Genomic DNA, 26,728 nt, shown 5'->3' on the forward strand with positions numbered 1-26,728 from the left:
GTGATCAGGGTGGGACGCATACTCGGAGGGTGACCGCGCACGAGCCCCCCGACCCCACGCCCGCCGCCGCGTACGACGCCGTCGTACTCGCCGGCGGTGCAGCCCGGCGGCTCGGTGGCGCCGACAAGCCCGGACTGCGGGTGGGTGGCCGGGCCCTGCTCGACCGGGTGCTCACCGCCTGCGCCGACGCCGGGACCACCGTCGTGGTCGCCGACCCCCGACCCACTCCCCGGCCGGTGCGCTGGGCCCGCGAGGACCCGCCCGGCGCGGGCCCGGTCGCCGCGCTCGACGCCGGCCTGCGCCACACCACGGCCGACGCCGTCGTGGTCCTCTCCGCCGACCTGCCCTTCCTCGAAGTGGCCACCGTACGGCGGCTGTTGACCGCCCTGCGGACCGGCGGCGCCGAAGGCGTCCTGCTCACCGACGCCGACGGACGCGACCAGCCGCTCGTGGCCGCCTACCGCGCCCCGGCCCTCCGCCGAGAACTCACCGCACTCACCACCGCCGCATCTATCAGCGGCTCCGCCGCGGGCGGCAGCCTCACCGGACTGCCCCTGCGCCGGCTGACCGCCGCACTCGATCTCACCCGCGTCCCCGACCCCGTCGCGTCCTTCGACTGCGACACCTGGGACGACCTCGCCACCGCCAGGGCACGCATCAGGGAGCATGGGCACGTGTTGGATGAATGGATTTCCGCAGTCAAGGACGAACTGGGCATCGACCTGGACGTCGACACCGGCATCCTGCTCGACCTCGCCCGCGACGCCGCGCACGGAGTGGCCAGGCCCGCCGCCCCGCTGACCACCTTCCTGGTCGGCTACGCGGCGGCGCAGGGCAGGGGCGGCCCCGAAGCCGTCGCCGAGGCGGCCCGCAAGGCCGCCGCCCTCGCGCTGCGCTGGGCGGACGAGGAGACCCCTGAGGCCAAGCCGGAGGCCCCGTCCGACGCCCCCGGTCCGGACGCCGCCGGATGACCGCGCGCGGCACGCACACCGGCGAGCACGCCCAGGACGTCGAGGACCTCGATGTCGAGGAGGTACTCGCCCTCGTGAACGAAGGCAGCACCGGCGGCCCCACCGAGCCCCCGCAGGGCACCCCCCAAGCCCCCGGCGCACCCCGCGCACCGGAGTCAGGGCACCGAGCCACCCCCTGGCCCGAGGCCCGTGCCGTCGCCGCACGTGCCGCACGGTCCGGTGGGCGCCGCGCCCCCGTCTCGGTGGCCCTAGACGCCGCCCTCGGCCTCGTCCTGGCCGCGCCCCTCGTCGCCCTGAGTGACCTGCCCTCCTTCGACACCTCCGCGATGGACGGCTGGGCGGTCGCCGGGCCCGGTCCCTGGGACGTACGCGAGGAAGGTGTGCTCGCCGGACACGCGCAGTCGGAGCCGCTCAGCGACGGCGAGGCCGTGCGGATCGCGACCGGTGCCCGGGTCCCCACCGACGCAACCGCCGTCATCCGCAGCGAGCACGGCCGCACCGACGAGAAGGGCCGCCTGCACGCGGCCCGGGACGTCGGACACGGTCAGGACATCCGCCCGCGTGGCCAGGAGTGCCGCAGCGGTGACCATCTGCTGCCCGGCGGCACCCTGGTGACCCCGGCGGTGCTCGGCCTCGCCGCGGCGGCCGGGTACGACACCCTCACCGCCGTACCCCGTCCCCGGGTCGAAGTCCTCATCCTGGGCGACGAGTTGCTCACCGAGGGGCTGCCCCGCGACGGGTTCATCCGGGACGCGCTCGGCCCGATGCTGCCGCCCTGGCTGCGTGCGCTCGGCGCCGAGGTCACCGCCGTCCGCCGGCTCCGCGACGATGCGAAGGCGCTGCGCAAGGCCATCACGGGCAGCACCGCCGACCTCATCGTCACCACCGGTGGCACCGCCTCCGGTCCGGTCGACCACGTCCACCCCACCCTGCGCGGCATCGGCGCCGAACTCCTCGTGGACGGCGTCAAGGTGCGCCCCGGCCACCCCATGCTGCTGGCGCGCATCAAGGACGACCAGTACCTCGTCGGCCTGCCCGGCAACCCCCTCGCCGCGGTCTCCGGTCTGCTCACCCTCGCCGAACCGCTGCTGCGGACCCTCTCGGCGCACCCCGCCCCCGAGCCGTACGCGCTGCCCCTCCAGGACGCGGTGCACGGGCACCCGTACGACACCCGGCTCGTCCCCGCCGTTCTGCGGGGCGATTGTGCCGTCCCGCTGCACTACAACGGTCCGGCCATGCTGCGCGGTATCGCGGCGGCCGACGCGCTCGCGGTCGTACCACCGGGTGGAGCCCGGCAGGGAGAGCAGACCGAACTGATCGACCTGCCCTGGGCGGCCGCCGGGATCGGGGTGTGTTTCACGTGAAACAACCGGGCCATGATGCGATCGCCCGCCAGGCGGACGAACATCTCGTGCCCCATCGGGTGGAACTCCCGAAGAAGGTGGTTGAGCACCCCTTCCAGCAGGTTGCCAAGCGGCTGTCCATCGCCCTGTTCCTGCTGGTCACCACCGCGTTGATCGTCTACGCCGACCACGAGGGCTACAACGACAACTCGGACGGCTCGGTCGACTTCCTTGCCGCGCTGTACTACGCCACGGTCACCCTCTCGACCACCGGCTACGGCGACATCACCCCGGTCAGTGACGGCGCTCGGCTCACCAACATCCTCGTCGTCACGCCGCTGCGTGTGCTGTTCCTGATCGTGCTGGTCGGCACCACTCTTGAGGTCCTCACCGAACGTACGCGGGAGGAATGGCGTCTGAACCGCTGGAGGTCCACGTTGCGGGAGCACACCGTCGTCATCGGCTTCGGCACGAAGGGGCGGTCCGCGATCCAGACCGTGTGCGCGACGGGGCTGAAGAAGGAACAGGTCGTCGTGGTCGACCCCAGCGCGAAGGCGATCGAGGCGGCGAGCAGCGAGGGCTATGTCGGAGTCGTCGGGGACGCCACCCGCAGCGAGGTCCTGAAGCGGGCCGAGGTGCACAAGGCGCGGCAGATCATCATCGCGACACAGCGCGACGACACGGCCGTCCTGGTGACCCTCACGGCCCGGCAGCTCAATCGCTCCGCGAAGATCGTGGCCGCGGTGCGCGAGGAGGAGAACGCGCCGCTGCTCAAGCAGTCCGGCGCCGACGCCGTCATCACCAGCGCCAGCGCGGCCGGCCGGCTGTTGGGTCTGTCCGTGCTCAGCCCCGCCGCCGGCATGGTGATGGAGGACCTCATCCAGCAGGGCAGCGGGCTCGACATGACCGAGCGGCCCGTCATAAAGGCGGAGGTGGGCAGAACACCGCGCGAGACGGACGACCTGGTGGTGAGCGTCGTCCGCGGACACCGGGTGCTCGGCTACGACGACCCGGCCGTCGGAACGCTTCAGCTCACCGACCGGCTCATCACCATCGTGCGAGTGTCACCGGGCTCGCAGGTCGCGCCGGACACCCGGCCGTTGCCGGAGTGACCCACATTCGGCGGGCGGACGTATGACGAGGAGTAGCGTCGGGCCCATGCATGCGATCACGATTTCCGAACCTGGTGGGCCCGAGGCGCTGGTGTGGGACGAGGTCCCCGATCCGGTACCCGGCGAGGGCGAAGTACTCGTTCAGGTGGTGGCCACCGCCGTCAACCGTGCCGACATCATGCAGCGCCAGGGCTTCTACGACCCACCGCCCGGCGCGTCCGTCTACCCCGGCCTCGAATGCTCCGGCCGGATCATCGAGGTCGGCCCCGGGGTGTCCGGATGGTCGGTCGGCGACGAGGTGTGCGCGCTGCTCGCGGGCGGCGGCTATGCCGAGAAGGTCGCCGTGCCGGCCGGACAACTGCTGCCGGTGCCCCAGGGGGTCGACCTCAAGCAGGCCGCCGCGCTGCCCGAGGTGGTCTGCACGGTCTGGTCGAACGTGTTCATGGTCGCCCACCTCCGCCCCGCCGAGACCCTGCTCGTGCACGGCGGCTCCAGCGGCATCGGCACCATGGCGATCCAGCTCGCCAAGGCCGTCGGCGCCAAGGTCGCCGTCACGGCCGGCACCAAGGAGAAACTCGACTTCTGCGCCGAGCTCGGCGCCGACATCCTGATCAACTACCGCGAGCAGGACTTCGTCGCCGAGATCGCGCGGGCCACCGGCGGCTCCGGCGCCGACGTCATCCTCGACAACATGGGCGCCAAGTACCTGGACCGCAACGTCCAGACCCTCGCCGTCAACGGCCGGCTCGCGATCATCGGGATGCAGGGCGGCATCAAGGCCGAGTTGAACATCGCCGCCCTCCTCGGCAAGCGGGCCGCGATCAGCGCGACCTCCCTGCGGGCCCGCCCGCTCACCGAGAAGGCGGCCATCGTCGCGGCCGTACGCGAGCACGTCTGGCCACTGATCGACGCCGGCCACGTCCGCCCGGTCGTCGACCGGGAGCTGCCGATGAGCGACGCGTCGAGCGCGCACCAGGTGGTCGAAGACAGCGGCCACATCGGAAAGGTGCTGCTCGTCGCGCCGTAGGCCTGATGCCGGCTGGGGCCGATCCGGCGGACCAGGCCGCAGAGGCGGGGCCGATCAGCCGCCGCTGCTTGCCTGCGACCTGGTCGGCCGGCCCTCGCCCCGGTTAGCCGGGCCGCGCGCGCAGGCCCGACAGGGATCAGGCCGCGGATGCGGGGCGTGGTGCGTGCATCCGCGGTGTTGTCGTAGGTCGCCGACTCGCCCCGTCGCGTCGCTCGCGGCGGCAGCCGCACGCCTCAGGCCCCGCTCACCGGGACCGATCAGTCAGCGCTGCTTGCCTGCGACCCGCTCCACCGGACCGGCCCCGGCTAGCCCCGCGGTACCCGCAGGCCGATAGGAATCAGGCCGCGAACGCGGGGCCTGATGCCCGCATCCCCGATGTTGTCGTCGGTCGTTGGCGCGCCCCATCGCGTTGCCCGCGCGGCAGCCGCTGCTGTCGACGCCTCCGCCGCCTAGCAGCCGCACGCCTCAGGCCCCGCTCACCGGGCTGATCAGTCGCCAATGCTCTCTTGCGACCTGCTCGGCCGGCCGACCCCCCCGGCCCCGGCTATCGGCGCCGTGTATGCGGGGCCAAGTGCCCGCATCCGCGGTGTTGTCGTAGGTCGTCGGCTCGCCCCATCGACTCGCCAGCGGCGGCAGCCGCGGCTGTCACCGCCTCCGCCGCTTCGCAGCCGCACGCACCAGGCTCCGCTCACCGGAGCCGATCACTCCCCACTGCTCTCCTGCGACCCGCTCCGCCGACCGGCCCCCGGCCCCAGCTAGCCCCGCCGCACCCGCAAGCCGATGAAGGCGAGGCCCAAGCCCAGCCCGATGAGGACCAGGCCGCTGCCCAGCGGCAGGATCCGCAACACCGGCTCGGTGGGGTCCTCGGCGTGGGTGACGGACTGGTGCGCGGGCGGGGACGGTGTGACCCCCGGCTTCTGCCCCGTGACCTGCGCCGTCTCCTGGGGTGACGCGGAGTCGGCGGCTACCGGACCGGCCGAGCGGCCACCCTCGTCGCCCTCGTCCGCCTCCAGACCGGCCGGGTCCTCGCTGGTCCCTCCGCCCTCGTCCTCGTCCTCGTTCTTGGTCGGCTCCGCGCTTCGCCCCGGACGTTCCCGGCCTTCACCCGCCCTGCTTCCCGCACGGGAGGGCTCGGCGGAGGCATGAGCGGGGACATGCGTGGGGGCGTGAGCAGGGTCCGGACCTGAGGCGGGCCTCAGAGGGGAGGCGGATGCGGATGCGGGGGGCGTGGCCTCGACGTGACCGCCCCCGGCGGTCCCTGCGGCCCCCGCCTCCACGCCGTACGCCGAAGGCCCCCCGTACGGATTCACCACCGCCCCCGTGCCCAGCACGAGCAGCAGTCCCGTAGTGCGTAGCCATGGAGTCACGTCCGTGACCCTCCCGAGCAGAGGCGGCAAGATCGACGGAACCAGCGTCACACCGGGCGGGCTCGGAGGCATTCCGGGTTCGGGCAAACGGTGGATCACGCCAGGAGGGGGGGCACCAGGGTGGGGAGGTGTACGGGTGCGAGACAATGGCGGCATGGAGATGCCGAGGAACGAAAGGTCACCGGAGAAGCCTCAGATCCTGGTCGTGGGCCAGGACGGAATGGCGCTCGGTGGCACCGGGGACGAGGACTCCCGCGAGATCCCGGTGACGGAGATGGTGGAACAGCCCGCCAAGGTCATGCGGATCGGCAGCATGATCAAGCAGCTCCTGGAGGAGGTGCGGGCGGCTCCTCTCGACGAGGCGAGCCGGGTGCGGCTGAAGGAGATCCACGCCAGCTCGGTGAAGGAGCTGGAGGACGGCCTGGCGCCGGAGCTCGTCGAGGAGCTGGAGCGGCTCTCGCTGCCCTTCACGGACACCGCGATCCCCAGCGACGCGGAACTGCGCATCGCGCAGGCCCAGTTGGTGGGCTGGCTGGAGGGACTTTTCCACGGGATCCAGACCACGCTGTTCGCCCAGCAGATGGCCGCGCGGGCCCAGTTGGAGCAGATGCGCCGGGCCCTGCCGCCGGGCGTCGGTGACGGCGGCGAGGAGGGTCCGCCGGGCGCCGGACGTGTGGGCGGCCCGTACCTGTAGACACCCCTAGATACCCAGAGGGCCCGGCAGCGGTCGCTGCCGGGCCCTTCCACATCACGGGATCAGGACGGGTTGCCCGTCGACACACCCAACTGGATCTCGGGCATCTTCTTGGGGTCCACGTCCGTGCCGGCCGCCGGGAACTGGTCCATGACCGTGCCCTGGCCGTAGGTGTTCTCGTCCTCGCTCTTGGTCTTCACCTTCCAGCCCGCGGCCTGCAGGCAGGACTTGACCGAGTCGATGTACTTGAACTGGAAGTTCGGGACCTGGATCTGGCTGGGGTCGTTGTACGACTCCTCCGGCTCCGTGCACGCGGTCGTCTCGATCGTCTTCGTCGTGTCGCCGTCACGGTGGCCCTCGACCGCGGTCGCCGAGGTGCTCGCGCTCGCGCTGCCGCCGCCACCCTTCGCGTCGTCGCCACTGCCGTTGTTCAGCGACAGGGCGACGATCAGGGCGCCGACCGCGACCACCGCGACGACGGCCGAGCCGATGATCACCGGCTTGCTGCTCCTGCCGCCGCCCGCCGCGGGCTGCGGAGCGAGGTTGTACGGCGGCGGCGTCGAGATGCCCTGCTGCCCGAACCCGGCCGAGGCCGGCGTCTGGTAGCCCGACTGCTGCGGATAGCCGTACGCCGGTGAGGGCGCCGGAGTGCCGCCGTAGGGACCCGGCTGGTACGGCGTCTGGACCGGGCCGGTGGGTGCCGGGGCCGACTGGTCGACCGGCGGGAACACCGCGGAGCCGACGCCGGAGCCGCTCTGCGCGGGGGTGCCCGGGACGATGCTCGGGGCCGCCGCGTGCAGCGAGGAGGCCACCCGCAGACACTCGTCGCGCATGGACTCGGCGTTCGGGAAGCGCTCGTTCGGGTTCTTCTTCAGGGCGCGGGCGACCAGCGCGTCCACGGCCGGCGGCAGGGAACGGTTGATCGAGGAGGGCGCGACCGGCTCCTCCTGCACATGCGCGTACGCGATGGCCAGCGGCGAGTCCGCGTCGAACGGCAGCCGCCCGGTGACCAGTTGGAACAGCATGATGCCGACCGAGTACAGGTCGCTGCGCGCGTCCACGCCCCGGCCGAGCGCCTGCTCCGGCGAGAGGTACTGCGGGGTGCCGACGACCATGCCGGTCTGGGTCATCGAGGTGACCCCGGACTGCATGGCACGCGCGATGCCGAAGTCCATGACCTTGACGACCCCGCGCTTGGTCATCATGACGTTGCCCGGCTTGATGTCCCGGTGGACCAGGCCCATCTCGTGGCTGATGTCCAGCGCGGCCAGCACATCCGCGGTGATCTTCAGCGCCTTGTCGGCGGGCATCGCGCCGAACTGCCGTACGTCCTCGTCGAGTACGGAGCCGAGCGGGCGGCCCTCGACGTACTCCATGACGATGTACGGCATCGTCGAGCCGTCGAGCGCGTCCTCGCCGGTGTCGAAGACCGAGACGATGTTGGTGTGCGTGAGCTTGGCCACGGCCTGGGCCTCGCGGCGGAAGCGCTCGCGGAAGGCCTGTTCCCGGCCGAGTTCGGTGTGGAGCGTCTTGATCGCGACCTGGCGGTCGAGCACGGAGTCGTACGCGAGGTGCACGGAGGCCATGCCGCCCTCGCCGAGCAGGTCGCGGAGCTGATAGCGGCCGCCCGCGAGCGCGCGGCCCGTATACCGGCCCTGTGCGCCGTCCTGACTCATGTCCCGTGTCCCCCATCGGCGCCGGTTCGGTGATCGAATGTGCCATTCCCGGCCAAGTCTGCCGGAGGCCACTGACACGTCAAGCGCGGTGCCCGTTCCGTGACCGTACGCGAAAGAAGAGTCGTGGAAGCGTTACAGGTGCTGTACCGGCGGTACACAGAATTTGCACGAGGGCCCGTGATACCGATTTGATGGCCGGTCCGTCTCCGGACGATTCCGGCACTGATCCCGGACCGGAGGCTTGCGCTGAGCCTGTAGCGTGGCCGACGGAGACCGTAACAACACCGCGCGCACCGCGGGCAGAAACGACGGCGAGGACTGATGGCACAGCAGCACGCTCAGGGCCCGTCCGACCCCGAGGCGGCTGGCGGCGGAATGTCGGACGCACCGGAGCTGTGGGGCAACGGCGGACTGGTCGGCGACGGCCGGTACCGGCTGACCCGCAGACTGGGTCGCGGCGGTATGGCCGAGGTGTTCGCGGCCGAGGACGTACGGCTCGGGCGCACGGTCGCGGTCAAGCTGCTCCGCTCCGACCTGGCCGAGGACCCGACCTCCAAGGCCCGCTTCACGCGCGAGGCCCAGTCGGTGGCCGGCCTCAACCACCATGCGATCGTCGCCGTGTACGACTCCGGCGAGGACTACGTGGGCGGCCAGTCCGTGCCGTACATCGTGATGGAGATCGTCGAGGGGCGGACCATCCGCGACCTCCTTCTCAACGCGGAGGCGCCGGGCCCCGAGCAGGCCCTGATCATCGTCTCCGGGGTGCTCGAAGCGCTCGCCTACTCGCACCAGCACGGCATCGTGCACCGCGACATCAAGCCCGCCAACGTGATCATCACGCACAACGGCGCCGTGAAGGTCATGGACTTCGGCATCGCCCGCGCCCTGCACGGCGCCTCCACGACGATGACGCAGACCGGCATGGTCATGGGCACCCCGCAGTACCTCTCGCCGGAGCAGGCGCTCGGCAAGGCCGTCGACCACCGCTCCGACCTGTACGCGACGGGCTGCCTCCTCTACGAACTCCTCGCGCTGCGGCCCCCGTTCACCGGTGAGACACCGCTGTCGGTGGTCTACCAGCACGTCCAGGACATCCCGGTCCCGCCGTCCCAGACCTCGAACGGCGTCTGTCCGCCGGAGCTGGACGGCCTCGTCATGCGCTCCCTCGCCAAGGACCCGGACGACCGTTTCCAGACGGCCGAGGAGATGCGCGGGCTGGTCCAGTACGGCCTGCAGATGCTCTACGACCAGGGCGGCCACACCGGCACCTGGAACACCGGCCCGGTGACGGTGGCGAACGGTCAGCAGACCCCGCCGGGTGGCTTCGCCGGCACGACCGCGATGCCGCAGGACGCCTCCGGCACCACCCAGATCCCGCAGCCGATCCTGCCGGGCGGTTACGGCAACGGCGACGACGGCGGCTTCGAGGGGCACGGCAACCACGGCAGCGGCCGGGGCAAGCTGTGGATCCTCGCCGTGCTCGCGGTGATCGCCATCGCGGCGGGTGTGGCGCTGGCGCTGAACAACACCGGTAACGGAAGCGGCGGTTCGGGCACCACGCAGTCGCCGACCACCTCGCAGTCCGCCACGGACGACCAGTCCAGCGAGACACCGAGCGACGAGGCGAGCGCCTCGCCCTCGGAGACGGGCTCGGACGACAGCGGCACGAGCTCCGGTTCGGACTACACGCCCTCGGACACGCCCTCGTACACCCCGTCGGAGACGGCTTCCGAAAAGCCGTCGAGCACTCCGTCGGCGACGGCCTCCGAGGAGCCCTCGGACACCCCGTCCGCGACGACCTCGGCGGACCCGACGGACACGGGCGGCGGTGACGACGGTGGCGCCGGTGACACCGTCGCCGGCGCCCTGGGGGGCTGACCCGGCCGCGGCATCGCGGCAGAAGAGGATTCACGCGCGCGTGCGCCCCTGAAGAGGGGTCCACGCGCGCGTGCCGTTTTCCGGTGCCCCTATGGGGCGCACTGCGTGAAGGCCTCGCACACGGCGTCGTACTCCCGTGTCCACCACACGGCGAGCGCGGAGGCCGCCGGGAACTGGGGGTCCGCGCGGGTGTCGCCGCGTTCGTAGTGCCAGCGCAGCATCCAGAAGTCGTTGAGCCGCTCCCACCACACCCGGTGCACGGCGGCGGCGAGTTCGGAGGGGGAGGCGTGCGCCGCACGCCGGTACGCGTGCGCGTACGCCCGCACCTTGGGCAGGTCGAGGGCACCGTCCGGCCGTACGAAGAAGATCGCGGCGGCGCGTACGGCCTCCTCCGCGCGGGGCTGCACGCCGAGCCGGTCCCAGTCGACGATCGCGGCGGGGGCCTCGCCCTTGTAGAGCAGGTTGAACGGGTGGAAGTCCCCGTGTACCCACCCCACGGAGCCCCCGCGCGGCGGCCGTCGGTCCGCGTGCCGCTCCAGCAGGTCCCGGCGCTCCAGGAGCCGGCGCCGGGCCAGTTCGTCGAAGGCGTCGGCGGGCCGGTGCCGGCGGACGTGCCCGAGCAGGTCGTCGATGAGGGCGAAGGTGTCGGCGGGGTCGGCCCCAGGCCCGCACTCCTCCCGGCGCCCCGGCATCACCCGCTCCAGACTCGCGTGGACGACCCCCAGCAGCGCCCCGAGCCGCCCGCACTGGACGGTGGTCAGCTCGCCGCCGTGGCGGTGGCGGCCGTCGATCCAGGGGTGCAGGGCGTAGGCGTGGCCGCCGACGACGGCGACCGTGCGGCCGTCGTGGCCCGGCAGCGGCGGGGCCACGGGGACGCCGAGGTCGGCCAGGCGCCGGGTCGCGGTGTGCTGGCGGGCGATCGCCGCCGGGTCGGCGGTCTCGGGGTCGAAGTGGTGCTTGAGGAAGTAGCGGCCCCGGGTCGTGCGGAGCCGGTAGCCGCGGTTCAGGAGGCCCTGTTCGACGGGTTCGCAGGCGACGGCGGACCCGGCGGCGTACTGGCGGAGGAGGGCGCCCAGAGGGGGCGCGTGGGGCATGGGGGGTGGTACACGTAAGCGCGGCACGCGGCCGATGCTAGGGCACGGAACGGGCCCGTGAGCTGCGGCTTGTCACAGAAAGTCACCGCTCGGTCGTCGGTGGTCGCTTTCGGTCACAGGGTGGGTCCGAAGCGCCGTTCCGGGCCGCCGTCCGCTGAGTGCACGGTGCTGAGTCGCGGTTCGATGCGCAGGTACACCATCGCGTCCCTGGTCGGTCCGAAACGTTCGACCTGGTCCGCCGTCGGTTCGTACGGCTCGCAGGTGCCGATCACCTGTACGGACCACAGGCCGTCCTCCGGCCCGGCCGAGTCCAGGTTGTCGGCGCCGTACGCGACGACTCGGTCCACGCACGCGTGGTGATGGCCGTGGCTCCGGGGCATCCGCAGCAGCAGCCGCTCGTCCGCCACGATGTGACGGGCGGGCGCCAGGAAAGGCAGCGCTCCCAGGGTGGTCGCCACCCGGCCGTGGTCGGTACGGGCGAGCAGGTCGACGGCGAGCTCTGCGTCGGAGGACATGTCATCACTGTCGGCCGGACCGATGCCCCTGGGGAGGGGTCTTTGGTCCCTAATGGCGCTGCTGCTCGACCTGTCTCCGCGCCACATAGGCCGCCGCCTGCGCGCGCCGCTCCATACCGAGTTTGGACAGCAGACTCGACACATAGTTCTTGATCGTCTTCTCGGCGAGGTGCAGCCGCTCGCCGATCGCCCTGTTGGTGAGCCCCTCCCCGATCAGGTCGAGGATCCTGCGCTCCTGGTCGGTGAGCCGGTCCAGCCGGTCGTCCTGCCGGGCGCCGCCGGTGCGCAGCCGCTCCAGGACCCGGGCGGTCGCCACCGGGTCGAGCAGCGACTTCCCGGCCGCGACATCCCGTACGGCGGCCAGCAGTTCGTTGCCCCGGATGGCCTTCAGGACGTACCCGGAGGCACCCGCCATGATCGCGTCGAAGAGGGCCTCGTCGTCCGCGAACGAGGTCAGCATCAGGCACTTCACGGAGTCGTCCCGGGCCCGGATCTCGCGGCACACCTCGACCCCGCTGCCGTCCGCGAGCCGTACGTCCAGGATCGCGACATCGGGGCGGGTGGCCGGGATCCGCGTCAGCGCGTCGGCCGCCGTACCCGCCTCGCCGACCACCTCGATGTCGTCCTCGACCGTGAGCATCTCGTGAACACCCCGGCGGACCACTTCATGGTCATCGACCAGAAATACGCTGATTTTTACGTCTTCGGGCACTCGGCAAGTCTCACACACGGGCTCTTCCCGTGCCCGAGGTGAGCGGGATAACGTGCCGTTGTTCCGGCCCCCTGCAAGGCTGTGACCAGGACTTGTTCCCGACTTTCGCGATTTACTTGGAAATCCAAGCAAAAACGCAGGTCAGGAGGGGTTTCACAGAATTGTGGAGCACTGGGTAACGTGCCTTTTGCAGGGCGCTCGCCGGGGCACCTGTCACGCCTGTTCCCGACGAACCGCACCCACCCTGTGCGTCCGTGGGGCGCAGGTGAGCCGCACTGGCACCCGGCGAACCCGGGGAGCCGGACCGACGGAGGAGCACACGTGACCGTGGAGAGCACTGCCCCGCGCAAGCCGCGACGCAGCGCCGGAAGCAAGGCCAAGGGCGCCGACCCGGACCTCGTCCAACTTCTGACGCCCGAGGGCAAGCGAGTCAAGAACGCCAGGACCGCCCCGTACGACAAGTACGTCGCCGGCATCACCCCCGATGAGCTCCGCGGCCTGTACCGCGACATGGTGCTCACCCGCCGCTTCGACGCCGAGGCCACCGCCCTCCAGCGCCAGGGCGAGCTGGGCCTGTGGGCCTCGCTGCTCGGCCAGGAAGCCGCCCAGATCGGCTCCGGGCGGGCCACCCGTGAGGACGACTACGTCTTCCCGACCTACCGCGAGCACGGCGTGGCCTGGTGCCGCGGGGTCGACCCGACCAACCTGCTCGGCATGTTCCGGGGCGTCAACCACGGTGGCTGGGACCCCAACACCAACAACTTCCACCTGTACACGATCGTCATCGGCTCGCAGACCCTGCACGCCACCGGCTACGCGATGGGCGTGACCATGGACGGCGCCGACAGCGCCGTCATCGCCTACTTCGGGGACGGCGCCTCCAGCCAGGGCGACGTCGCCGAGTCGTTCACCTTCTCCGCGGTGTACAACGCGCCGGTCGTGTTCTTCTGCCAGAACAACCAGTGGGCGATCTCCGAGCCCACCGAGAAGCAGACCCGCGTCCCTCTCTACCAGCGCGCACAGGGCTACGGCTTCCCGGGCGTCCGCGTCGACGGCAACGACGTGCTGGCCTGCCTCGCGGTCACCAAGTGGGCGCTGGAGCGGGCCCGCAACGGCGAGGGCCCGACGCTGGTCGAGGCGTACACGTACCGCATGGGCGCGCACACCACCTCCGACGACCCGACCAAGTACCGCGCCGACGAGGAGCGCGAGTCCTGGGAGGCGAAGGACCCGATCCTGCGCCTGCGCACGTATCTGGAGGCCTCAAACCACGCGGACGAGGGATTTTTCGCGGAACTCGAGACCGAGAGCGAGGCGTTGGGCAGGCGAGTGCGCGAAGCGGTCCGTGCCATGCCGGACCCGGACCGGTTCGCCATCTTCGAGCACGTGTACGCGGACGGGCACGCGCTCGTCGACGAGGAGAGGGCCCAGTTCGCCGCCTACCAGGCGTCGTTCGCGGACGAAGAAGGGGGTAAGTGACATGGCGGAGACCGCGATTTTCAAGAACCTGCCGCTGGCCAAGGCGATCAACGAATCGCTGCGGGCCGCCCTGGAGTCCGACCCCAAGGTCCTCATCATGGGCGAGGACGTCGGCAAGCTCGGCGGCGTCTTCCGCGTGACGGACGGCCTCCAGAAGGACTTCGGCGAGAGCAGGGTGGTCGACACCCCGCTCGCCGAGTCGGGCATCGTCGGCACCGCCATCGGCCTCGCCCTGCGCGGCTACCGCCCGGTCGTGGAGATCCAGTTCGACGGCTTCGTCTTCCCGGCCTACGACCAGATCGTCACCCAGCTCGCCAAGATGCACGCCCGCTCCCTGGGCAAGGTGAAGATGCCGGTCGTCGTGCGCATCCCCTACGGCGGCGGCATCGGCGCGGTGGAACACCACTCGGAGTCCCCCGAGGCCCTGTTCGCGCACGTGCCCGGCCTCAAGATCGTCAGCCCGTCGAACTCGTCGGACGCCTACTGGATGATGCAGCAGGCCATCCAGAGCGACGACCCGGTGATCTTCTTCGAGCCGAAGCGGCGCTACTGGGACAAGGGCGACGTCAACACCGAGGCGATCCCCGACCCCCTGCACAAGGCCCGCGTGGTGCGCGAGGGCAGTGACCTGACCCTCGCCGCCTACGGCCCGATGGTGAAGCTCTGCCAGGAGGTCGCCGACGCGGCCGCCGAGGAGGGCAGGTCCCTGGAGATCCTCGACCTGCGCTCGGTGTCCCCGCTGGACTTCGACGCGATCCAGACCTCGGTGGAGAAGACCCGCCGCCTGGTCGTCGTGCACGAGGCACCGGTGTTCTTCGGCTCTGGCGGCGAGATCGCGGCCCGCATCACGGAGCGCTGCTTCTACCACCTGGAGGCCCCGGTGCTCAGGGTCGGCGGCTACCACGCCCCGTACCCGCCGGCCCGCCTGGAGGAGGAGTACCTGCCGAACCTGGACCGGGTGCTCGACGCCGTCGACCGCGCTCTGGCGTACTGAGGGAGAGGGGCGTGACGACGATGACAGAAGCGTCCGTACGCGAGTTCAAGATGCCGGACGTCGGCGAGGGCCTCACCGAGGCCGAGATCCTCAAGTGGTACGTCCAGCCCGGCGACACCGTCACCGACGGCCAGGTGGTCTGCGAGGTCGAGACGGCGAAGGCGGCGGTGGAACTCCCCATCCCGTACGACGGCGTGGTCCGCGAACTCCGCTTCCCCGAGGGGACGACGGTGGCCGTGGGCATGTCCATCATCGCGGTGGCCGTGGAGGGTGCCGCCGCCGAGGCCCCGGCCGAGCAGAAGGCGGAGCCGGAGCCGCAGGAGGAGGCGAAGCCGGCCGCCCGCACGCCCGTGCTGGTGGGTTACGGCGTCTCCACGTCCTCCACCAAGCGCCGCCCCCGCAAGGGCGCGGAGATCCCGGCCCAGGAACCGGCGACGGCCCCGGTCCAGGAGTACCGGGCCGCCGTCCAGGCCGAGTTGAACGGCCATGGGCCCGCGGCCACCGTCGAGGGATCCCGCCCGCTGGCGAAGCCGCCGGTGCGCAAGCTGGCCAAGGACCTGGGCGTCGACCTGGCGACGGTGACCCCGTCGGGCCCGGACGGCGTCATCACCCGCGAGGACGTCCACGCGGCGGTGGCCCCCGCTCCGGCGCCCGTGGCCGCCCCTCAGGTCCAGCCGGCTCCGCCCGCCGTGACGCCGACGTACGACACGGCCCGGGAGACCCGCATCCCGGTCAAGGGCGTCCGCAAGGCGACGGCCGCGGCGATGGTCGGCTCGGCGTTCACGGCACCGCATGTCACGGAGTTCGTGACGGTGGACGTGACCCGCACGATGAAGTTGGTCGAGGAGCTCAAGCAGGACAAGGAGATGGCGGGCCTGCGGGTCAACCCGCTCCTGCTGATCGCCAAGGCCCTGCTGGTCGCCATCAGGCGCAACCCGGACATCAACGCGTCCTGGGACGAGGCCGCCCAGGAGATCGTCCTCAAGCACTACGTCAACCTCGGCATCGCGGCGGCGACCCCGCGCGGCCTGATCGTGCCGAACATCAAGGACGCCGACGCGAAGACGCTCCCGCAACTGGCTGCGTCACTGGGCGAGTTGGTGTCGACGGCCAGGGACGGCAAGACGTCCCCGGCGGCGATGCAGGGTGGCACCATCACCATCACCAACGTCGGCGTCTTCGGCATCGACACCGGCACCCCGATCCTCAACCCCGGCGAGTCCGCGATCCTCGCGATGGGCGCGATCAAACTCCAACCGTGGGTCCACAAGGGCAAGGTGAAGCCCCGCCAGGTCACGACCCTGGCACTGTCCTTCGACCACCGGCTGGTGGACGGGGAGTTGGGCTCGAAGGTGCTGGCGGATGTGGCGGCGATTTTGGAGCAGCCGAAGAGATTGATCACCTGGACGTGAGGGCCGTCTCGATCGGCTAAGTTCGACGTGGAGGGGCCGGCCGCAAATTCGTCTTGCGGCCGGCCCCTCTGCTGCTTTCTGCCGTCGTTCTGGTCAGGGACGGTTGAGCACGTAGATCGGTGCCCCGTCCTCGCTGCCGCCCCGGGAGTGGATGCAGGCGTGCTTGCGCAGCATGCGCAGGCAGTCGTTGACGCGCTGCACGGAGAGTCCCGTACGGGCCGCGATCGAGTCGAGCGGTTGACACAGTTCGCCCTCCTCCACCAGGACCGGCACGATCACCACGGCCACGGTCCAGACGTCCGCCGTCACGGACAGCCGCTGTCGCCAGTCGGCCAGCACGGACTCCGTCGTCGGGCTCGCGGAGAAAGCGGTGGCGGGTGCCGGGCGGTCGAGAGCCAGGACGTCGATCCGGTTCGCGATGCGTTCCATGGCATGGGCGGTGAGTTGCTGGGCCGCGAGCGTTTCGCGCTGCATCTCCACCATGGTCTGCTGCATCTCGACCATGGTTCGTTGCATCTCGACCGTGGTCCGTTGCAGGGCGAGCGATTCGTGCTGGGCGACGGCGAGTTGCTCGTCGGTCGCGAGGTTGCGCTCTTCGAGTCGGACGATGGCCTCGGCGACCTGCTCGGGCATGGCGTACGCGATCGGAGCGCCGGCGGCGGCGGGCTGCACCTCGGCTTCGTCGAGGGTGTACGAACCCTCCCGCTGGACGGTCTCGATCACCTCGGCGACCCACTGTTTGAAGGGGGCGCATTCCGGCTTGGTGCAGGCGCTGACGAGAAGGATCAGCCCCTGGAGATCGATGAGATTCAGGTCTCGGCGCCACTCTCTACCTGCGGGAATGCTGAGACCATGACGTCCAGTCACTGTCTCAAGAATCTCTCGATGCTCCTCTGGGACATGGTCGAGGAGCGCCTTTCGAGGGGTGGTGTACCCCAACTCCTTGCAGACATCCACCGCCGGAAACCAGTGCGTCCCGTCCGGCATCGTCAGCCTCCGGACGCGCGCTCCGGTAGCCGCGTAGACGAAGTCTCCGGCGTCGATCGCGTCCTGCTGTGTCCGTGGGTCGGGCTGGTGCTTGTTGGGTTCGATCATATGAACCACCTCCGCTGCGGAACCTAGGGCGGAGGGAATTGAATATGCCAGCCGGCGCAGTGATGTTCACTATTGCGAGGGAAAGATCGCCAACTGCATCCGTGGGTTGGCCAATTGGTGTATCGCAAAGCGGGCCCACCAGTCGTTCCAGTGGGCCCGCTTCGTGTGTGATGTGGGTGTCAGCCGATCTTCGCGAACCCGTAGTTCAGCAGCTTCGTCGCGTCCGTCGCGCGCTGGGTGACGGAGGTGGACGCGAGGACCGTGCCGATGACGGTCTTGCCGTTGCGGGTGGCGGCGAAGACGAGGCAGTACTTGGCCTCGGGGCCGGAGCCGGTCTTCACGCCGATCGTGCCGCTGTAGCTGCTGAGCAGCGTGTTCGTGTTGGTCCAGGCAGCCATCGTGCGGGTGCTGCCGGTCTTGGTGATCGTCTTGGCGGTGTACTTCTTTGTCTTGACGACCGTCTTGAACGTGGCGTTCTTCATCACGTTGCTGGCGAGCTTGGTGAGGTCGCGCGGCGTCGAGTAGTTGTTGCCGTTGCCGATGCCGTCGAACGAGTCGAACTTCGTGTTCGTCAGGCCGAGCGTCTTCGCCGTCGAGTTCATCTTCGCGATGAACGACTTCACGCGCGCGGCCCGGGTCGAGCCCGCGCCGAACTTGTCGGCGAGCGCGTACGCCGCGTCGCAGCCGGACGGCAGCATCAGGCCGTAGAGGAGCTGGCGGACGGTGACCTTGTCGCCGACGATCAGGTGGGCCGAGGAGGCGGTGTTGGCGACGATGTAGTCGCTGTACGCCTTCTGGATGGTGACCTTGGCGTCGAGGTTGAGGTTCGACTGCGAGAGCACGACCTTCGCGGTCATGATCTTCGTGGTGGAGCCGGTGGACCGCTTGGTGTCCGCGGCCTTCGTGTAAAGCGCCTTGCCGGTGGCGTTGTTCATCACAAAGCCGCCCTTGGCCACGATCGACGGCGTCGTGACCGCCTGCGCGGGTGCCGCGGTCAGGGCGCCGGTCGCGAGCACGGCGCCTGCGGTCACGGTGACCGCGGCGGCTCTGCGGAAGCGGCTGCCCTTGATGCCGGTAATGGCAGTAATCAACTGAGGTACCCCGAATACGTTGAATGCCCCTGAGGAGCGGCCCAGTTGGAGGGGGGAGAAAGAGGGCCGCACGTGTGTGACACGTAAGTAGCACAGAAGGTTGTGCGGTTGCTCGGGCGGGTTCCACATCCTGGACGGGCGGTCCTCATGCGTACGTGTTGTATCTATGCTGTGCGTATGTCGTCCCTGTCCCCGTCCGCGTCCCTCACCGTCAAGCAACCACCCGCCGCCGACCGCGTCTACGCCCACGTCAAACAGGGCGTCCTGGACCGGCGTTACGAGGGCGGCACCCTCCTCACCGAGGGCGAGCTGGCCGAGGCCGTCGGGGTCTCCCGGACGCCGGTGCGCGAGGCGCTGCTGCGCCTGGAGGCCGAGGGGCTGATCAGGCTCTACCCGAAGAAGGGCGCCCTGGTCCTGCCCGTCTCCTCGCAGGAGATCGCGGACGTGGTGGAGACCCGGATGCTGGTGGAGCAGCACGCGGTCCGCAAGGCCGTACCGGCGTCACCGGCGCTCGTCGCGCGCCTCGCGGAACTCCTCGACCGGCAGAAGGAACAGGCCGCCGCCGGAGACCTCGCCGGCGCCGCCGTCACCGACCGCTGCTTCCACGCCGAGATCGTCCGCAGCGGGGGCAACGAGATCCTCTCCCGGCTCTACGACCAACTCCGCGACCGGCAGCTGCGGATGGGCGTCGCCATCATGCACTCGCACCCCGACCGCATAGCCAAGACGCTCACCGAGCACGAGGAGATCCTGGACGCGCTGCGCACGGGGGACGCCGAGGCGGCCGTAGAAATCGTGCATCGGCACGTCGACTGGTTCTCCCACCTGGCCCGGGGTGAGGTCCGATGAGCAGCAGCGGTTCGGGTTCGGTTTCCGCTTCCGCGATGTCCCTGCCGGGTGATCCGCCCGGTGGCCGCCGCGCCGTCGCCGTGTGGGGCATCGGCGTCTCCGTCTACTTCGTCGCGGTCATCTTCCGTACGTCCCTCGGTGTCGCCGGCCTCGACGCCGCCGAGCGCTTCCACGTGGGCGCCTCCGCTCTGTCGACGTTCTCGATCCTCCAACTCCTCGTCTACGCGGGCATGCAGATACCTGTCGGCCTGCTCGTCGACAGCCTCGGCACCAAGAAGGTGCTGACCATCGGCGTACTGCTGTTCACCGCCGGCCAGCTCGGCTTCGCCTTCTCCCCCTCCTACGGCACCGCCCTCGCCTCCCGCGCGCTGCTCGGCTGCGGCGACGCGATGACGTTCATCAGCGTGCTGCGGCTCGGCACCCGCTGGTTCCCGGCCCGGCGCGGCCCGATGGTCGCGCAGCTCGCCGGCCTCGCGGGCATGGCCGGAAACCTCGTCTCCACCCTGGTGATCGCCCGGCTGCTGCACGGCATCGGCTGGACGGCCGCCTTCGCGGGCAGCGCACTCGCCGGAGTCGTCGTACTCGTCCTGCTGCTGCTCTTCCTGAAGGACCACCCGGAGGGCCACGAACCGGAGCCCTTCCCGCACCGGGGCGCGGCCTACGTCCGCCGCCAGATCGCCGCCTCCTGGCGCGAACCCGGCACCCGCCTCGGCCTGTGGGTGCACTTCACCACCCAGTTCCCGGCGATGGTGTTCCTGCTCCTGTGGGGCCTGCCCTTCCTGGTCCAGGCCCAGGGCCTGTCCCGCGCCACCGCCGGCGAACTCCTCACTCTCGTCGTGCTCTCCAACATGGTCGTCGGTCTGGTCTACGGCCAGATCGTCGCCCGGCACCACGCGGCGCGGCTGCCGCTGGCGCTGGGCACGGTCGGGGCGACGGCGCTGGTGTGGGCGGCCGCGCTCTTCTATCCCGGCGAGCACGCGCCGATGTGGCTGCTGATCGTGCTGTGCGCCGTGCTCGGCTCGTGCGGCCCGGCGTCGATGCTCGGCTTCGACTTCGCCCGCCCGGCCAACCCGCCGGAGCGCCAGGGCACCGCCTCCGGAATCACCAACATGGGTGGTTTCACGGCCTCGATGACGACCCTGTTCGCGGTCGGTGTGCTGCTCGACGCGACCGACGACAACTACTCGATCGCGTTCTCGGTGGTCTTCCTGATCCAGGCGATCGGCGTCAGCCAGGTCCTGCGGCTACGGCGCCGGGCGGCCCGCCGCGAGCGCGAGCGGCTGGTGGCGAGCCGGGTGGAGACGGTGCACGTGCCGGTGTGACGGCCGGACCGGGGCGGTCGGCCGCCGCCCCACCGTCCGCTACTTCTGTCGGCTACTTCGTGACCGTGAAGTTCCGCAGTATCGACGCGGCCAGCTCCGGATCGCCGTCCGCCTTGACGCGGTCCGTCACCGTGTCGAGGGAGACCCGTCCGCAGGCCAGTCGCACATACGTCTCCCAGTCGAGGATCAGGGTGGCGGCGGGGCCGAGCGCGGGGGCCGTCTCCAGGGTGCCGCGACCCTGGATGTCGACGCGGATCGTCCGCAGGAACTCGATCGGACCGTGCACGTCGAAGACGACCGCGGAACTGCGCGGTGCGCCGGCGTCCTCGGCCACGATCCGGGGGAGTTCGCCGAGGAGCACGTCACGGGCGATGTGCGCGCCGGGTGAGTCGAGGTTGCCGGGGCGGCCGAGGGCGGCGCGCAGATCCTGCTCGTGCACCCACACGTTGAACGCGTGGTTGCGCATGGACTCTTCGAGCGTGACCTCGGTGCTGACGTGGCCGCGCACCTTCGTGCCGGGGTCGCGCGACTCGTTGCGCAGTTGCCGGTTGCGGCGGATGACCGTGTACTCCAGCTCCGACGTCATCTCCGGTGCCGTGTGGTGACGGCGGACGTCGACCTGCATCTCCATGTACCGCTGGTGCTCGTTGGTGACGTGGTAGAGGTCGCGCGGGAGCGTGTGGATGGGGCGCGGGTCGCCGAGCATCTCGTTGTCCAGCCCGATGACGTGCGAGACCACGTCACGCACCGACCAGCCCGGGCACGGCGTTCGCCGGTTCCACTCTCCCTCCGCGAGCGGGGTGACCAGCTCGGATATCGCTTCGATGGAGTGGGTCCAGGCGTCGGCGTAGGGCTGGAGAGTGGGATGCAGACTCACGGAACGGGACCCCTCGGCGGTCGGTACAGGTGTGTTGGTGGCGGGAGGTGGCTGTCGGCGGGTGTCTTGGAACGCTAAGTTACGCTGCTGTGAGGCACCCCGGCAGTGCTTTCGTGTGACGATCGTAGGCCCGTGTGAACGGCTCGAATGCCAGGACGGTGGTAGTGTGCGCGCCTCTCTCCTCCAGATCGCCGTAGACGAGGGCGAATCGGTTGAATCCCGCCGGGTGCGGATGGGTTCACTCGTCCGTGAACAGGCGGGTGCCGATCTGGTCGTCCTGCCGGAGCTGTGGACCACGGGCGCGTTCGCCTACGAGCAGTTCGCCGACGAGGCCGAACCGCTCGAAGGTCCGACCTACGAGGCGATGGCCAAGGCGGCGAGCGACGCGGGTGTATGGCTGCACGCGGGCTCGATCCCCGAACGTGACCCAGAGGGCCCCCTCTACAACACGTCTCTCGTCTTCTCCCCCTCCGGTGAACTGGCCGCCGCCTACCGCAAGATCCACCGCTTCGGCTTCGACAAGGGCGAAGCGGTACTGATGGGCGCGGGCAGCGAGTTGGTGACCGTCCGCCTCCCCGAAACCACCATCGGTCTCGCCACCTGCTACGACCTCCGCTTCCCTGAACTCTTCCGCGGCCTTGTCGACGCCGGCGCCGAGACCCTGGTCCTCCCGGCGGGCTGGCCCGAGCGCCGCCGCTCCCACTGGACCCTCCTCGCCCGGGCCCGAGCCGTGGAGAACCAGTCCTTCGTACTCGCCTGTGGAACGGCCGGTACGCACGCCCGAGTTCCCCAGGCTGGTCACTCGATCGTGGTAGATCCCTGGGGCGAGATCCTCGCGGAGGCGGGCGCCGGGGAGGAGGTCCTGACGGTGGACTTCGACCCCGGGAAGGTGGCGGCGACACGGGAGCAGTTCCCGGCGCTGAAGGACCGGGTGCTGGGGCTCGAGCGCCCCGAGCGCTTCCGGTGAACGGCAGAACCGGCCGGATAGTGGCCGCACTTGAGCGCGCCTACCTGGCCCTGGACCGTGGCATGGGCGGAGCGAACCCACCGACGGCACCCCAGGCGTTCGCCGCCCGGCACCCGCTGGGCTGTGCCACGGCCTCCGGCCTGCTCGTCGCGATACCCGCCGGCCTGACCTTCGACGCCTTCCGGACGATCCTCGTCGGCACGTGCGCGTGGCTGCTCGTCTGGGCGCTCCTGCACCTCGAACGCCGCCGCCAGGCCCACTACACCCGCATCGGCTACGACACCGTGCCACGCGGTTCCTGGTCGACCGCCCGTCCCCGGGTCGTACTCGCCACCATGCTCGTCGCGTGGGTTCCCTTGACTGTGTACATCTGGCTCGTGGGCAGGACGCAGGACGACCCCTACGGCTGGACGGCCAGCGCGGTCTTCGGCGTGCTGGCCGTCATGGGCGGCTATTGCGGGGACCGCCAGCGGGCGCGCCGCCGGTCCCGCGCCCACATGGCGGCCGAACATGCCCACATGGCGGCCGAACAGGACGGGCGGCCCTAGTCCTCCCGCTCCTTCTCCGCGAGGTGGATCACGCACACCGCCACCGCGATCAGCAGCGCCGCGTCCGCGTCGTCCCGGACGATGTCGACGCCGTACGTCTCCCGGATGTGCAGCCAGCGCCGGGAGATCTGGGCGAGCAGTTCGCCGTCGTAGTCGATGCCGAACTCGCGGTCGAGGATCTTGCCGCTGACGTCGAGTTCGGTGCCGTCCACCAGGGACACCCGGTAGTGGTTGCGCAGCAGTGAGAACCGCTTGTGCTTGATGGTCGCGAGGGGTTCGCCGTCCCGTTCGATGACCATCGTGTCGCGCAGGGCGAGCATCTTCTTGTGGATGTCGATGAGCACGCGCCCGTGCGTGTCCTTCAACTCGAAGGTGTCCCTGATGCGCATGGCCTTGCCGTCGACCAGGAACACCTTGTTGCCGTTCTGGTCCTCGATCCAGTAATCCTCACCGAAGCCGAGGATCCGATCGCGTACGAGGAATCTCATGCTCTTACGGCTTCCCCGGCAGCCGGTCCGAAACGCCGCCGATAGGCCGACGGGCTCAACCCGGTCTCCCGCCGCAGCCGCACGCGCAGGTTCGCGCCGGTCCCCAGTCCGCAGTGGGCCGCCACGACATCGAGCCGTTCCTCTCCACGCTCGATCAGCCGGCACGCCAAGGCCACCCGCTCCCCGGTCAGCCAGGCGAGCGGAGTCGTCCCGAGCTGCGCCCTGAAGCGCCGATGCAGGGTCGCGGGGGAGACGGAAGCGCGCCCGGCCAACTCGGCCACCGTCAACGGCTCCCCCAGCCGCTCGCGCGTCTGGACGTGCACCTCGCCAACATCGGCAGCCGCTCGGCGTTCCTCGTCCTTGACGGGAACGACCGTCGTGCCTTTCTCGCCGACGAGCGCGAGCGGCTGGGCAAGGCCTTCTCCGGCGAGGAGGTGGAAGAGGCCTACGTGGTCGATCTCCTGGTGGCGCTCTGCCCCTGACTCTGGGCCGGCCCCCGACACTGCCGGTCCCCGAACCCTACGGTCGTATCCTCGTCGGGATCTTCGCGGAGCATCTGGCGACGTGACTGTCAGTGGCGAGTGGCACCCTTGATCCCATGACCGACGCATCCCCCGCCCCCCGCTCCCGCGCCCGAGTCCGCGCCCCCCAGCTCACCGGCAAGGGCGGCTGGCTGAACACGGGGGAGAAGCAGTACACCCTCGCCGACCTGCGGGGACGCATCGTCATTCTGGATTTCTGGACCTTCTGCTGCATCAACTGCCTGCACGTCCTCGACGAGCTGCGTGAGCTGGAGGAGAAGCACCGGGACACCGTGGTGATCATCGGCGTGCACTCGCCGAAGTTCGTGCACGAGGCCGAGCACCAGGCCGTCGTCGACGCTGTCGAGCGGTACGGCGTCGAGCATCCGGTGCTCGACGACCCGGAGCTCGCGACCTGGAAGCAGTACGCCGTCCGCGCCTGGCCGACGCTCGTCGTGATCGACCCGGAGGGGTACGTCGTCGCGCAGCACGCCGGTGAGGGGCATGCGCACGCCATCGAGCGGCTGGTGACCGAGTTGGAGGCCGAGCATGCCGCCAAGGGCACGCTTCGGCGCGGTGACGGGCCGTATGTGCCTCCCGAGCCCGAGCCCACCGTGCTCCGCTTCCCCGGCAGGGCCATCGCCCTCCCCGGCGGGACCTTCCTGGTCAGCGACACCACCCGGCATCAACTGGTCGAGCTGGCGGCGGACGGCGAGACCGTCGTACGGCGGATCGGGTCCGGGGCGCGCGGCCTCGGCGACGGTACGGCCGACTCCGCCGCCTTCAACGAGCCGCAGGGACTGACCCTCGTCGAGGACGGGTCCGTCCTGGTCGCCGACACCGTGAACCACGCCCTGCGCCGGCTCGACCTCGCCACCGGCGCCGTCACCACCCTCGCCGGCACCGGCCGCCAGTGGATGCAGGGCGAGGCGACATCGGGGCCCGCCCGCGAGGTCAGCCTCTCGTCGCCCTGGGATGTGGCCCAGTGGCAGGGGAAGGTGTGGATCGCCATGGCCGGTGTCCACCAGTTGTGGGCCTACGATCCCGCCGACGACACCGTCTCCGTCACCGCCGGTACCACCAACGAAGGGCTCGTCGACGGGCCCGGCGCCGAGGCCTGGTTCGCGCAGCCCTCCGGGCTCGCCGCCACCGCCGACCGGCTCTGGGTCGCCGACTCGGAGACCTCCGCCCTGCGCTGGGTGGATCTCGACGGCGCCGTCCACACTGCCGTAGGGACAGGCCTCTTCGACTTCGGGCATCGGGACGGTGCTGCCGAACAGGCTCTGCTCCAGCACCCGTTGGGCGTCACCGCGCTCCCTGACGGCTCGGTCGCGATCAGCGACACCTACAACCACGCGCTGCGCCGCTACGACCCCGCCACCGGCCAAGTCACCACGCTGGCCACGGACTTGCGGGAGCCGAGCGATGCCGTGCTCGTCGGGGACCAGATCGTCGTCGTCGAGTCGGCCCGGCATCGGCTGACCCGGCTGCGGTTGCCGGAGGAGGCCGTACGGGTCGAGTCCGTGGCCCATCGGACGCAGCGCGCGGCCACCGAAGTTGCCGCGGGCGAGCTGCGGTTGGAGGTTGTTTTCCAGGCGCCGGCCGGGCAGAAGCTCGACACCCGGTACGGGCCCTCGACGCGGTTGCTGGTCTCCGCGACCCCGCCCGAGTTGCTCGACCGGGGCGAAGGCTCGGGGACGGACCTGATCCGCACCCTCACCCTCAACCCCGCTGTCGCCGAAGGCGTGTTGCACGTCTCCGCGATGGCCGCGTCGTGCGACGACGCCCCTGCCGACGAATACCCCGCCTGCCATGTCCACCAGCAGGACTGGGGTGTTCCGGTCCGTCTCACCGAGGGCGGGGCGGACCGGCTCCCCCTCGTGCTGGCCGGGATGGACGACCAGGACGCCTGAGGCCGGCCGACCGGCAGGTGTCAGCGGCGGCGCGGGCGCGGGGCCGGCTTGTAGAGGGCCATGCCCGCCGCCACCAGCGTGGTCGCCGCCACCATCATCGCCATGCCGTTCAGCCACAGGCCCGTCGCGGCCAGCGTGGCACCGCCGACGCCCGTGGTACCGGCCCCATGGTGATCGTGAGACGGGCCCGGGGCTGCCTCTCCCCGGACCCTCAACTGCACGAAGTCTTCACGAGGTTCACACAACCGCACAATGCGACCCGAGTCGCTGATTGCTCACGTTTGTCTGTGGATGTCGTGTGCGGGCGATTACGCCCGAGTGTCCAGGGTGTACCACTGGTTCCGTGGCTCACGCCCCGTAGCCGCCCCGGTACCCGCTGCGCGTCTCGTCGTCCTCGACCACGGTCGTCTGGCCGGGTATCACAACCCGCCGACGCTTGGCCATGCTGCTGAACGTCACGACGCCGATCAGCCCGACGATCATGAGGATCACGCCGACCAGGTCGAGATTTACCCCCTGCATGTGCCAGTCGGTCGCGAAGGTCAGAATCGCGCCGACGGCGATGAGGATGATGCATCCGCCCAGGCCCATGAGTGTCGCCTCCCTGTCCGGTCCGGTCGGCCCGGTCGGACTCCGGGTACCCGGGAAGGCAACACCCATGCGCCTGCGGCCGGTTGCTAGGCCGTGTCCGCAAAGTCCCGCCTGCCGCGCGACGCCCGGCACGCACTCTCGCCGCACCCGGCGCAGACCCAAGTACGTCCAGTACGAGGGTCTGCGCCGGGC

General features: G+C 70.6%; 25 protein-coding genes and 2 pseudogenes. 15 read left to right on the forward strand and 12 right to left on the reverse strand.

Annotation, left to right across the window (positions count from 1 at the left end; genetic code table 11):
- The first annotated feature begins 29 nt into the window (after positions 1–29).
- Genes ABZT04_RS34510 through ABZT04_RS34525 form a run of 4 tightly spaced genes read left to right on the forward strand, consistent with a single transcriptional unit; the run spans position 30 to position 4,453 of the window.
- Entirely contained in the window at positions 30–971 is a 942-nt protein-coding gene (locus tag ABZT04_RS34510) for an NTP transferase domain-containing protein (protein ID WP_356061273.1), read from the forward strand.
- The gene (locus tag ABZT04_RS34515) at positions 968–2,335 is read left to right on the forward strand and encodes a molybdopterin molybdotransferase MoeA (RefSeq protein ID WP_356061275.1); all 1,368 of its coding nucleotides are present in this window, start codon (positions 968–970) and stop codon (positions 2,333–2,335) included. The genes ABZT04_RS34510 and ABZT04_RS34515 overlap by 4 nt, the downstream gene beginning before the upstream one ends.
- Complete coding sequence (locus tag ABZT04_RS34520) at positions 2,332–3,426, forward strand: potassium channel family protein (RefSeq protein ID WP_356061278.1); 1,095 nt, start codon at positions 2,332–2,334, stop codon at positions 3,424–3,426. The genes ABZT04_RS34515 and ABZT04_RS34520 overlap by 4 nt, the downstream gene beginning before the upstream one ends.
- A 46-nt stretch (positions 3,427–3,472) precedes the next feature.
- Complete coding sequence (locus ABZT04_RS34525; protein ID WP_356061280.1) at positions 3,473–4,453, forward strand: NAD(P)H-quinone oxidoreductase; 981 nt, start codon at positions 3,473–3,475, stop codon at positions 4,451–4,453.
- Between the two features lie 755 nt (positions 4,454–5,208).
- Here the strand turns inward: ABZT04_RS34525 and ABZT04_RS34530 are convergent.
- Positions 5,209–5,820, reverse strand: a complete 612-nt coding sequence (locus tag ABZT04_RS34530; protein ID WP_356061282.1) for a hypothetical protein — start codon at positions 5,818–5,820, stop codon at positions 5,209–5,211.
- Positions 5,821–5,974: 154 nt separating this feature from the next.
- Here ABZT04_RS34530 and ABZT04_RS34535 point away from each other — a divergent pair, with 154 nt between their 5' ends.
- Positions 5,975–6,514: a bacterial proteasome activator family protein gene (locus ABZT04_RS34535; protein WP_356061284.1), complete on the forward strand. Its 540-nt coding sequence runs from the start codon at positions 5,975–5,977 to the stop codon at positions 6,512–6,514.
- Between the two features lie 62 nt (positions 6,515–6,576).
- Here ABZT04_RS34535 and ABZT04_RS34540 read toward each other — a convergent pair whose 3' ends face one another.
- Positions 6,577–8,190, reverse strand: coding sequence for a protein kinase (locus tag ABZT04_RS34540; protein ID WP_356061286.1), 1,614 nt, complete (start codon positions 8,188–8,190; stop codon positions 6,577–6,579).
- Positions 8,191–8,511: 321 nt separating this feature from the next.
- Here ABZT04_RS34540 and ABZT04_RS34545 point away from each other — a divergent pair, with 321 nt between their 5' ends.
- Positions 8,512–10,068 (forward strand): protein kinase, encoded by a 1,557-nt coding sequence (locus ABZT04_RS34545; protein ID WP_356061288.1) that lies wholly within the window; start codon positions 8,512–8,514, stop codon positions 10,066–10,068.
- Between the two features lie 89 nt (positions 10,069–10,157).
- Here the strand turns inward: ABZT04_RS34545 and ABZT04_RS34550 are convergent, their stop codons facing one another.
- The 3 genes from ABZT04_RS34550 to ABZT04_RS34560 all read right to left on the reverse strand — a co-directional run bounded on the left by ABZT04_RS34550 (position 10,158) and on the right by ABZT04_RS34560 (position 12,389).
- Positions 10,158–11,162: a phosphotransferase gene (locus ABZT04_RS34550; RefSeq protein ID WP_356061290.1), complete on the reverse strand. Its 1,005-nt coding sequence runs from the start codon at positions 11,160–11,162 to the stop codon at positions 10,158–10,160.
- A 113-nt stretch (positions 11,163–11,275) separates the two neighbouring features.
- Positions 11,276–11,677 (reverse strand): pyridoxamine 5'-phosphate oxidase family protein, encoded by a 402-nt coding sequence (locus ABZT04_RS34555; protein WP_356061292.1) that lies wholly within the window; start codon positions 11,675–11,677, stop codon positions 11,276–11,278.
- 49 nt (positions 11,678–11,726) lie between these two features.
- The gene (locus tag ABZT04_RS34560) at positions 11,727–12,389 is read right to left on the reverse strand and encodes a response regulator transcription factor (protein WP_356061294.1); all 663 of its coding nucleotides are present in this window, start codon (positions 12,387–12,389) and stop codon (positions 11,727–11,729) included.
- A gap of 321 nt (positions 12,390–12,710) precedes the next feature.
- On the opposite strand from ABZT04_RS34560, the gene pdhA reads away from it, so the two are divergent.
- Genes pdhA through ABZT04_RS34575 form a run of 3 tightly spaced genes read left to right on the forward strand, consistent with a single transcriptional unit; the run spans position 12,711 to position 16,274 of the window.
- The gene (gene pdhA, locus ABZT04_RS34565; protein ID WP_356061297.1) at positions 12,711–13,868 is read left to right on the forward strand and encodes a pyruvate dehydrogenase (acetyl-transferring) E1 component subunit alpha; all 1,158 of its coding nucleotides are present in this window, start codon (positions 12,711–12,713) and stop codon (positions 13,866–13,868) included.
- A 1-nt stretch (position 13,869) separates the two neighbouring features.
- Positions 13,870–14,862 carry an alpha-ketoacid dehydrogenase subunit beta gene (locus tag ABZT04_RS34570; RefSeq protein ID WP_356061299.1) on the forward strand — a complete coding sequence of 331 codons (993 nt, stop codon included), beginning with the start codon at positions 13,870–13,872 and terminating at the stop codon, positions 14,860–14,862.
- 11 nt (positions 14,863–14,873) lie between these two features.
- Positions 14,874–16,274: a dihydrolipoamide acetyltransferase family protein gene (locus ABZT04_RS34575; RefSeq protein ID WP_356061301.1), complete on the forward strand. Its 1,401-nt coding sequence runs from the start codon at positions 14,874–14,876 to the stop codon at positions 16,272–16,274.
- Between the two features lie 93 nt (positions 16,275–16,367).
- Here the strand turns inward: ABZT04_RS34575 and ABZT04_RS34580 are convergent, their stop codons facing one another.
- Both ABZT04_RS34580 and ABZT04_RS34585 read right to left on the reverse strand, forming a co-directional pair.
- Entirely contained in the window at positions 16,368–17,369 is a 1,002-nt protein-coding gene (locus ABZT04_RS34580; RefSeq protein ID WP_356061303.1) for a Bro-N domain-containing protein, read from the reverse strand.
- 179 nt (positions 17,370–17,548) lie between these two features.
- Complete coding sequence (locus tag ABZT04_RS34585; RefSeq protein ID WP_356061305.1) at positions 17,549–18,460, reverse strand: serine hydrolase; 912 nt, start codon at positions 18,458–18,460, stop codon at positions 17,549–17,551.
- A gap of 177 nt (positions 18,461–18,637) precedes the next feature.
- Here ABZT04_RS34585 and ABZT04_RS34590 point away from each other — a divergent pair, with 177 nt between their 5' ends.
- A complete protein-coding gene (locus tag ABZT04_RS34590) occupies positions 18,638–19,309 on the forward strand; it encodes a GntR family transcriptional regulator (protein ID WP_356061307.1) in 672 nt (223 codons plus the stop codon).
- On the forward strand, positions 19,306–20,631 hold the full coding sequence (locus ABZT04_RS34595; protein WP_356061309.1) for an MFS transporter: 1,326 nt from the start codon (positions 19,306–19,308) through the stop codon (positions 20,629–20,631). Before ABZT04_RS34590 ends, ABZT04_RS34595 begins: the two co-directional genes overlap by 4 nt.
- 52 nt (positions 20,632–20,683) lie before the next feature.
- Here ABZT04_RS34595 and ABZT04_RS34600 read toward each other — a convergent pair whose 3' ends face one another.
- Positions 20,684–21,508 carry a maleylpyruvate isomerase family mycothiol-dependent enzyme gene (locus tag ABZT04_RS34600; protein ID WP_356061311.1) on the reverse strand — a complete coding sequence of 275 codons (825 nt, stop codon included), beginning with the start codon at positions 21,506–21,508 and terminating at the stop codon, positions 20,684–20,686.
- A 166-nt stretch (positions 21,509–21,674) separates the two neighbouring features.
- Between ABZT04_RS34600 and ABZT04_RS34605 the strand changes: the two genes are divergently transcribed.
- Together ABZT04_RS34605 and ABZT04_RS34610 are read left to right on the forward strand one after the other, a co-directional pair.
- Positions 21,675–22,475, forward strand: coding sequence for a carbon-nitrogen family hydrolase (locus ABZT04_RS34605; protein WP_356061313.1), 801 nt, complete (start codon positions 21,675–21,677; stop codon positions 22,473–22,475).
- Entirely contained in the window at positions 22,472–23,023 is a 552-nt protein-coding gene (locus ABZT04_RS34610; RefSeq protein ID WP_356061315.1) for a hypothetical protein, read from the forward strand. The genes ABZT04_RS34605 and ABZT04_RS34610 overlap by 4 nt, the downstream gene beginning before the upstream one ends.
- Here ABZT04_RS34610 and ABZT04_RS34615 read toward each other — a convergent pair.
- A complete protein-coding gene (locus ABZT04_RS34615) occupies positions 23,020–23,511 on the reverse strand; it encodes an LURP-one-related family protein (protein WP_355921969.1) in 492 nt (163 codons plus the stop codon). The genes ABZT04_RS34610 and ABZT04_RS34615 overlap by 4 nt on opposite strands.
- Positions 23,508–23,819 (reverse strand): annotated as a pseudogene (locus tag ABZT04_RS34620) (helix-turn-helix domain-containing protein); the annotation flags it as partial. The gene ABZT04_RS34615 and the pseudogene ABZT04_RS34620, both read right to left, overlap by 4 nt.
- Positions 23,820–23,822: 3 nt before the next feature.
- Between ABZT04_RS34620 and ABZT04_RS34625 the strand changes: the two are divergent.
- Positions 23,823–23,993 (forward strand): annotated as a pseudogene (locus ABZT04_RS34625) (SAM-dependent methyltransferase); the annotation flags it as partial.
- A 116-nt stretch (positions 23,994–24,109) separates the two neighbouring features.
- Positions 24,110–25,945, forward strand: a complete 1,836-nt coding sequence (locus tag ABZT04_RS34630) for a thioredoxin-like domain-containing protein (protein WP_356061317.1) — start codon at positions 24,110–24,112, stop codon at positions 25,943–25,945.
- A 20-nt stretch (positions 25,946–25,965) separates the two neighbouring features.
- Here the strand turns inward: ABZT04_RS34630 and ABZT04_RS34635 are convergent, their stop codons facing one another.
- Complete coding sequence (locus tag ABZT04_RS34635; protein ID WP_356061319.1) at positions 25,966–26,166, reverse strand: hypothetical protein; 201 nt, start codon at positions 26,164–26,166, stop codon at positions 25,966–25,968.
- Positions 26,167–26,293: 127 nt separating this feature from the next.
- Positions 26,294–26,536: a DUF6458 family protein gene (locus tag ABZT04_RS34640; protein ID WP_356061321.1), complete on the reverse strand. Its 243-nt coding sequence runs from the start codon at positions 26,534–26,536 to the stop codon at positions 26,294–26,296.
- Positions 26,537–26,728 lie beyond the last annotated feature (192 nt).

This window comes from Streptomyces sp. NPDC005492 (assembly GCF_040605995.1).
In the GTDB taxonomy this organism is placed as follows: domain Bacteria; phylum Actinomycetota; class Actinomycetes; order Streptomycetales; family Streptomycetaceae; genus Streptomyces.